Annotated in this window: 8 protein-coding genes and 1 pseudogene; 7 read left to right on the plus strand and 2 right to left on the minus strand. The window is 71.2% G+C overall.

The window, feature by feature from the left end; genetic code table 11:
* Window positions 1-565: calcium-binding protein (locus BM041_RS29565; protein WP_139226248.1), on the minus strand; the 565-nt coding region annotated here is incomplete at its 3' end.
* A 408-nt stretch (window positions 566-973) separates the two neighbouring features.
* Window positions 974-1,102 (minus strand): hypothetical protein, encoded by a 129-nt coding sequence (locus tag BM041_RS32025; protein WP_281244730.1) that lies wholly within the window; start codon window positions 1,100-1,102, stop codon window positions 974-976.
* A 176-nt stretch (window positions 1,103-1,278) separates the two neighbouring features.
* Here BM041_RS32025 and fabD point away from each other — a divergent pair, with 176 nt between their 5' ends.
* From fabD to BM041_RS29600, 7 genes and pseudogenes are all read left to right on the plus strand, one after another.
* A complete protein-coding gene (gene fabD, locus BM041_RS31705; protein WP_092963663.1) occupies window positions 1,279-2,238 on the plus strand; it encodes an ACP S-malonyltransferase in 960 nt (319 codons plus the stop codon).
* Complete coding sequence (locus BM041_RS29575; protein WP_245762318.1) at window positions 2,235-2,675, plus strand: GNAT family N-acetyltransferase; 441 nt, start codon at window positions 2,235-2,237, stop codon at window positions 2,673-2,675. The genes fabD and BM041_RS29575 overlap by 4 nt, the downstream gene beginning before the upstream one ends.
* On the plus strand, window positions 2,675-3,415 hold the full coding sequence (fabG, locus tag BM041_RS29580) for a 3-oxoacyl-[acyl-carrier-protein] reductase (protein WP_092963665.1): 741 nt from the start codon (window positions 2,675-2,677) through the stop codon (window positions 3,413-3,415). Before BM041_RS29575 ends, fabG begins: the two co-directional genes overlap by 1 nt.
* Window positions 3,416-3,666: 251 nt before the next feature.
* The gene (locus tag BM041_RS29585) at window positions 3,667-3,906 is read left to right on the plus strand and encodes an acyl carrier protein (RefSeq protein ID WP_092963667.1); all 240 of its coding nucleotides are present in this window, start codon (window positions 3,667-3,669) and stop codon (window positions 3,904-3,906) included.
* A gap of 36 nt (window positions 3,907-3,942) precedes the next feature.
* Window positions 3,943-5,232: a beta-ketoacyl-ACP synthase II gene (gene fabF, locus BM041_RS29590; RefSeq protein WP_281244731.1), complete on the plus strand. Its 1,290-nt coding sequence runs from the start codon at window positions 3,943-3,945 to the stop codon at window positions 5,230-5,232.
* Window positions 5,233-5,345: 113 nt separating this feature from the next.
* Complete coding sequence (gene mltG / locus BM041_RS29595) at window positions 5,346-6,329, plus strand: endolytic transglycosylase MltG (RefSeq protein ID WP_092963669.1); 984 nt, start codon at window positions 5,346-5,348, stop codon at window positions 6,327-6,329.
* Between the two features lie 166 nt (window positions 6,330-6,495).
* Window positions 6,496-6,791: pseudogene (locus tag BM041_RS29600) on the plus strand (IS4 family transposase); the annotation flags it as partial.

Here is a 6,791-nt window from a genome sequence, read left to right on the forward strand (position 1 = left end):
CGCCATCCAGCAGGTTCGCGCCGACATTGCCGATCAGCGCATTCGCCAGCCCATTGCCCGTGCCGGTCACATCACCCGTGCCGCTCAGCAGCAGGCCCTCGAAATCGGCAAGAAGCGCATAGCTGAACGCCGTGCTGACGCGGTCGATGCCGCCATCCGCGGCCTCCACCACCACATCGCCGGCATCGTCCACCACATAGACATCGTTCCCGGCGCCGCCCACCATGCTGTCGGCGCCAAGCCCGCCATCCAGGATATCATTGCCCTCGCCGCCGACCAGCGTATCCGCACCCGCACCGCCGGCCAGCGTGTCATTGCCCCCGCCGCCGGAGAGGCTGTCCCCATCGGCACCGCCGAGAAGCTGGTCATTCCCCGCACCGCCATCGAGCGTATCGGCGCCAGCATTGCCCTGCAGCGTGTCATTGCCGTCGTCGCCCGCCAGGAGATCCCCGGCCTGGCCACCCCGCATCACGTCGGCGCCGCCGAGCCCCGCGGCGGAAGCGGCGGATGAACCGCCCGTGAAGGTGTGAGGACCCTCAGTCGGACTGCCGGCGCTCCAGCTCATGTCGTCTCTTTTCCCGAGGCAAGTCGCAGATCTGCATCGATCGCCGACGAGGCCCTATCTCAAATTCGCAAATCGTCCTGCCGAAAACCAGCAACCCATAGTTGCATTCATGAACAATCCCCTGTCGCCTGGCTATATGCAGGGGCAGAATTGGCGGAGTCGCGGCGCAACCGGGAGGGCCGTGATGCAGGCTGGCGCACCCGCCAGGTCCACCGGCCACCGACAGGGGCGGGGAAACCCCGGAGCGCGGCGCCGGCCCCGGCCACTCGCCTTCAAGGCGAGTAGCCCGCCACGGGGGGCCGGGCAGGGCAAGACGGCATGAAAAAAGGCGCGCCCGGCATCGCCGGACGCGCCCTCCAATCGGACACGCCTGTCAGGCCGAGGGGGGCTGCGACGCCCCCGGCGGCCTCACAGCCCGCGGCGGCGCTTCGCCTTCAGGCGCTTCACGGCCGCGGACAGGCGCTCCTTCAGGTCGGCGCCCTTGAGGTTGGCCAGGGCCTTGCGGCGCTTGCGGTTGACGACGCGGAGGAGCGGCATGGCGGAAGGCCCTTCTTGCTCGGTTGGAAGTTGGATGAGCCGCCATTAGCCCGGACGCCCCGCCGGGGCCAGCCGCCAAAGTGCCGCCACGCATCGCCGCGCGGCGCGCCACCCTTGACGCTCCCGCCCCTCCGGCCTAGGGCCGCGCCCGTCACACCAGGGTCACACGGAAAAAAATGGCTCTCGCCTTCACCTTTCCCGGCCAGGGCAGCCAGGCCCCCGGCATGGGCCGCGACCTCGCCGCCGCCTTCCCCGCCGCGCGGGAGGTGTTCCAGGAAGTGGACGACACCCTCAGCCAGAAGCTCTCCAAGCTGATGTTCGAGGGGCCGGCCGACGAACTGACCCTGACCGCCAACGCCCAGCCCGCGCTCATGGCCGTCTCCCTCGCCGTCGTGCGGGTATTGGAGAAGGAGGGCGGCTTCGCGCTGCGCGACCGCGTAGCCCTCGTCGCCGGCCATTCGCTCGGCGAATACGCCGCCCTCGCCGCCGCCGGCACCTTCAGCCTCTCCACCGCCGCGCGCCTGCTGCGCCTGCGCGGCGAGGCGATGCAGCAGGCGACGCCGCCCGGGACCGGCGCCATGGCCGCGCTGCTGGGCGCCGACTACGACCAGGCCCAGGCCATCTGCGCCGCCGCCGCGGCCGACCCGGAGACGGGGAAGCGGGAGGTCGTCGAGATCGCCAATGACAATGGCGGCGGGCAGATCGTCATCTCCGGCGCCACCGCCGCCGTCGATCGCGCGATCGAGGGTGCGAAGGCCGCCGGCGTGAAGCGCGCCATGAAGCTGCCGGTCTCCGCCCCCTTCCACTGCGCCCTGATGGCCCCGGCCGCCGATGCGATGGCGGAGGCCCTGGCCGCCGCCGCCATGGCCGCCCCCGTCATCCCCGTGGTCGCGAATGTCACCGCGGCCAAGGCGACCGACCCCGACACCATCCGGGACCTTCTGGTCCGCCAGGTCACCGGCACCGTCCGCTGGCGCGAATGCATCCTGGCCATGGGCACCATGGGCTGCGACCGCTTCGTGGAAGTGGGTTCCGGCAAGGTCCTGACCGGCCTGATGAAGCGCCTGGCGCCGGAAGCCAGCGCCAGCGCCATCGGCACCCCGGCCGACATCGAAGCCTTCCTCAAGGCGCTGTGACGGTCTCCCTCCACCTGACGGCCACGCCCGATCCGGCGGAGGAAGCGGCCGCGCGCGGCGCGCTGCGGGAAGCCAATGCGGAAGCCGGCTTCCCGCACGATTCGCGCCCCCTCTGCGTGCTGCTGCGCGACGGCCAGGGCCAGGTGGTGGGCGGGCTGGTCGGCCGCACCGGCTGGTCCTGGCTCTATGCCGAGAACCTGGCCGTGCCCCCCGCCCTGCGCGGCGCCGGCTGGGGCCAGCGGCTTCTGGCGGCCGCCGAGGCCGAGGCCCGCGCCCGCTTCTGCATCGGCGCCAGGCTCGATACCTATACCTTCCAGGCCCGCGGCTTTTATGAAAAGCAGGGCTACCGCGTCGTCGGGACGATCCCCGACTGCCCCCCGGGCCAGACGCGCTTCACCATGATCAAGCGCCTGGATGCAGGCGAGGAGACACGCTGATGTTCCGTCTCGACGGCAAGGTGGCGCTGGTGACCGGCGCCACGGGCGGCATCGGCGCCGCCATCGCCACCGCCCTGCACGCCCAGGGCGCGACGGTCGCCATCACCGGGCGGCGGGAGGCGGAGCTCGCGGCTCTGGCCGAAGCGCTCGGCGGCGAACGGGTGCTGATGGCGCCCGCCGACCTGGCCGACCCCGCCGCGCCGGCCGCGCTGGTGGAGAAGGTGGAGGGCGCGCATGGCGCGCTCGACATCCTGGTCAACAATGCCGGCTTCACGCGGGACATGCTGGCGCTGCGAATGGGCGATGCCGACTGGAACGCGGTGCTGGAGGTCGACCTCACCGCGCCCTTCCGCCTGGCCCGCGCCGCGCTGCGGGGCATGATGAAGCGCCGGTCGGGGCGGATCGTCTCCATCGCCTCCATCGTCGGCGTCACCGGCAATGCCGGCCAGGCCAACTACGCCGCCGCCAAGGCGGGGCTGATCGGCATGTCCAAATCCCTCGCCCAGGAAGTCGCGACCCGCGGCGTGACGGTGAATGTGGTCGCCCCCGGCTTCGTGAAGACGGCGATGACGGACGCCCTGCCGGAAGCCGCCCGCACCGCGCTGCTGTCCCGCATCCCGACCCAGCGGATGGGATCGCCGGAGGATATCGCCGGCGCCGTCGCCTACCTGGCCAGCCCGGAAGCCGCCTGGGTCACCGGCCAGACCATCCACGTTAATGGCGGGATGGCGATGATCTGAGGCTTTCGATTCGATGTGTCACCAGGAGGGCCGCCAGGGAGACCACCAGGGGGCCATCCGCCCGCCGGCGGCAAAAAAGGCAGGGCCTGTCCCTGCCTTTCCACCGGTTAGCGCCCCCGGGCGGCTTGCGCGCCGGCTCCGCCTAGGCCAGATGACGCATCCATGTTAAGCGGCGCCGCCCCGGAACCAACGGCCGGGCGCGCACCCTTCGCGTTCGCAGCACGGCACGTACCAGCAGGAGATATCGCGGGATGAGCGACACCGCCGACAAGGTGAAGAAGATCGTCGTGGAGCACCTCGGCGTCGAGGAATCCAAGGTGACGACGGAAGCGTCGTTCATCGACGACCTGGGCGCGGACAGCCTCGACACGGTCGAGCTGGTCATGGCCTTCGAGGAAGCCTTCGGGGTCGAGATCCCCGACGACGCCGCCGAGAAGATCACGACCGTCAAGGACGCGATCGACTACATCGAGAAGCAGAAGTCTGCCTGAACAGGGCGATCGGTCGGCAGGGTAGGGGATCCAGGGGTGTTCGTTCATCTCGAGGCGCCGCGGCGCGTCGTCGTCACGGGAATGGGTATCGCCTGCCCGCTCGGCCTCGGCGTCGAGAATGTCTGGAAGCGCATGCTGGCCGGCGAAAGCGGGCTGGCGGCGATCCAGTCCTTCGACGTCAGCAACCTGCCGGCAAAGATCGCCGGCCAGGTTCCGGTCGGCACCAAGGCGGAGGGGAAGCTCGACATCAACGAGTGGATCCCCGTCAAGGACCAGAAGAAGATGGACCGCTTCATCCAGCTCGCGCTCGTCGCGGCGCAGGAAGCGGTCGAGGACAGCGGCTGGATGCCTGGTCCCGACCAGGAGGAAGAGCGCTGCCGCACCGGCGTCATGATCGGGTCGGGCATCGGCGGCCTGCCCACGATCTATGAAGCCTCCCTGCTGATTGCCCAGGGGAAGCAGCGGCGCATCTCGCCCTTCTTCATCCCCTCCGCGCTGATCAACCTGGCCTCCGGCCACGTCTCCATCAAATACGGCTTCAAGGGCCCGAACCACGCCGTGGTCACGGCCTGCGCCACCGGCGTGCATGCGCTGGGCGATGCGGCGCGGCTCATCGCGCTGGGCGATGCCGATGTCATGGTGGCCGGCGGCGCCGAAGCCGCGGTGGCCGAAATCGGCATGGCCGGCTTCTGCGCCTCCCGCGCCCTCTCCACCGCCTTCAACGACGCCCCCACCAAGGGCAGCCGCCCCTGGGACAAGGACCGCGACGGCTTCGTCATGGGCGAAGGCGCGGGCGTGGTGGTGCTGGAGGAGCTGGAACACGCCAAGGCCCGCGGCGCCAAGATCTACGCCGAGGTCATCGGCTACGGCATGTCCGGCGACGCCTACCACATCACCGCACCGACCGAGGATGGCGACGGCGCCTTCCGCGCCATGCGCGCGGCACTGCGCAGCGCCGGCCTCAGCCCGGCGGAGATCCAGTACGTCAACGCGCACGGCACCTCCACGCCGATGGGCGACGACCTGGAACTGCAGGCGGTGGAACGGCTCTGGGGCGATGAGGCGAAGAACCTCGCCATGTCCTCCACCAAGTCGGCCATCGGCCACCTGCTGGGCGCCGCCGGCGCGGTGGAGGGCATCTTCTCCATCCTCGCCATCCGCGACAGCGTGGCCCCGCCGACGCTGAACCTGGAAAGCCCGTCCCGGGAAAGCCCGATCGACCGCGTGGCGCTGGAAGCCCAGCCGCGGAAGATCGACATCGCGCTGTCCAACAGCTTCGGCTTCGGCGGCACGAACGCCAGCATCATCTTCAAGAAGGCCGCCTGACTGCCCCCGGGAAGGCGGCCCCAGGCCGCCTTCCCGATGCAGCCGCGGACCCCGCGCGTAGTTTGACGCGCGGGCGCCTTGCCAGACCGGGAATGCGGCGCCACCACTAGACCATGCGCCGCCTCGTCGCCCTCCTCCTCATCCTGCTCGTCATCGCCGGCATCGCCGGGGGTTCCTGGTGGTGGGCGGACCGCGCCTGGACCGCCCCCGGCCCGCTGGCCGAACCGGCGCAGGTCGTCGTCCCCCGCGGCGGCACCACCATCATCGCCGAAGCCCTGGCGGAACGTGGCGTCATCGCCGACCCCCGCGCCTTCCTCGCCGCCATCTGGCTGACGCGCGGCCAGGGCGCCGTGCGTGCCGCCGAATTCGTCTTCCCCGCCCGCGCCAGCCTGCGCGATGTGCTGGAGATCCTGCGCAAGGCCCGCCCCGTGCAGCGCCGCGTGACCATCCCGGAGGGCCTGACCGCCCGCCAGATCGCCGCCCTGCTGGAACGGACCGAAGGGCTGACGGGCGAGATGCCCGAGATCGCGGAGGGCGAGATCCTGCCCGAGACCTACAGCTACCAGTTCGGCGACACCCGCGCCTCCCTCGTCCGCCGCGCCGAACAGGCCATGGACCAGGCACTCGCGGAAATCTGGGCCGCCCGCCAGCCCGGCCTGCCCATCACCACGGCGCGGGAGGCGCTGATCCTCGCCTCCATCGTGGAACGCGAGACCGGCCGCGCCGATGAACGCGCCCGCGTCGCCGGCGTCTTCATCAACCGGCTGCGCCGCGGGATGATGCTGCAATCGGACCCGACCGCCGCCTACGCCGCCGCCGATGGCGGGGTGCTGGAACGCCCGCTGACTCGCGCCGACCTCGACCGCGACCACCCCTTCAACACCTACCGCATCCGCGGCCTGCCCCCCGGCCCGATCGCCAGCCCGGGCCGCGACAGCCTGCGCGCCGTAACCCGGCCGGAGGCGACGGACTTCATCTTCTTCGTCGCCGACGGCACCGGCGGCCACGCCTTCGCCCGCACGCTGGAGGAGCACAACCGGAACGTGGCGCGGTGGCGGGAGATCGAGCGCGGGCGCGCCTCGGCCGCGCCGCGGTGAGGGGGGCGACTGGCCCGGGGGGAACGCTGTTCCCCCCGTACCCCCCATGCCAGGGTCCAGCGGGACCCTGGACCGCGGGGATATTGACGATGGTCCAGGGGGGTCTCCCCCATACGCGCTAAAATAGGTCTTGCCCCGACGCGGTTGGATCTGATTCTGGGGGCGGATGTCCGATCCGACCCCTGCCCTGCACGATCAGTTTCCGGAGTTGCTGGCGCGTCTCCCGCCGGGTCTCGACCTCGACGCGCTGGCGCTGGAGACGAAGGCGATCCAGCGGCGGCGCGAGGTGGTGGATGGCGCCGGCTTGCTGCGGATCGCGCTCGCCCGCGGCCCGGGCGGGCTGTCGTTGCGGCAGACGGCGGCGTGGGCGGCGCTGCGGGGGATCGCCGAGCTCAGCAATCCCGGCGTCAAGTACCGGCTGAACCAGGCGGCGGGCTTCCTCGCCGCGCTGGTGGCGCGGCT

The sequence above is a fragment of the Falsiroseomonas stagni DSM 19981 genome (assembly GCF_900114315.1).
Classification (GTDB): domain Bacteria; phylum Pseudomonadota; class Alphaproteobacteria; order Acetobacterales; family Acetobacteraceae; genus Falsiroseomonas; species Falsiroseomonas stagni.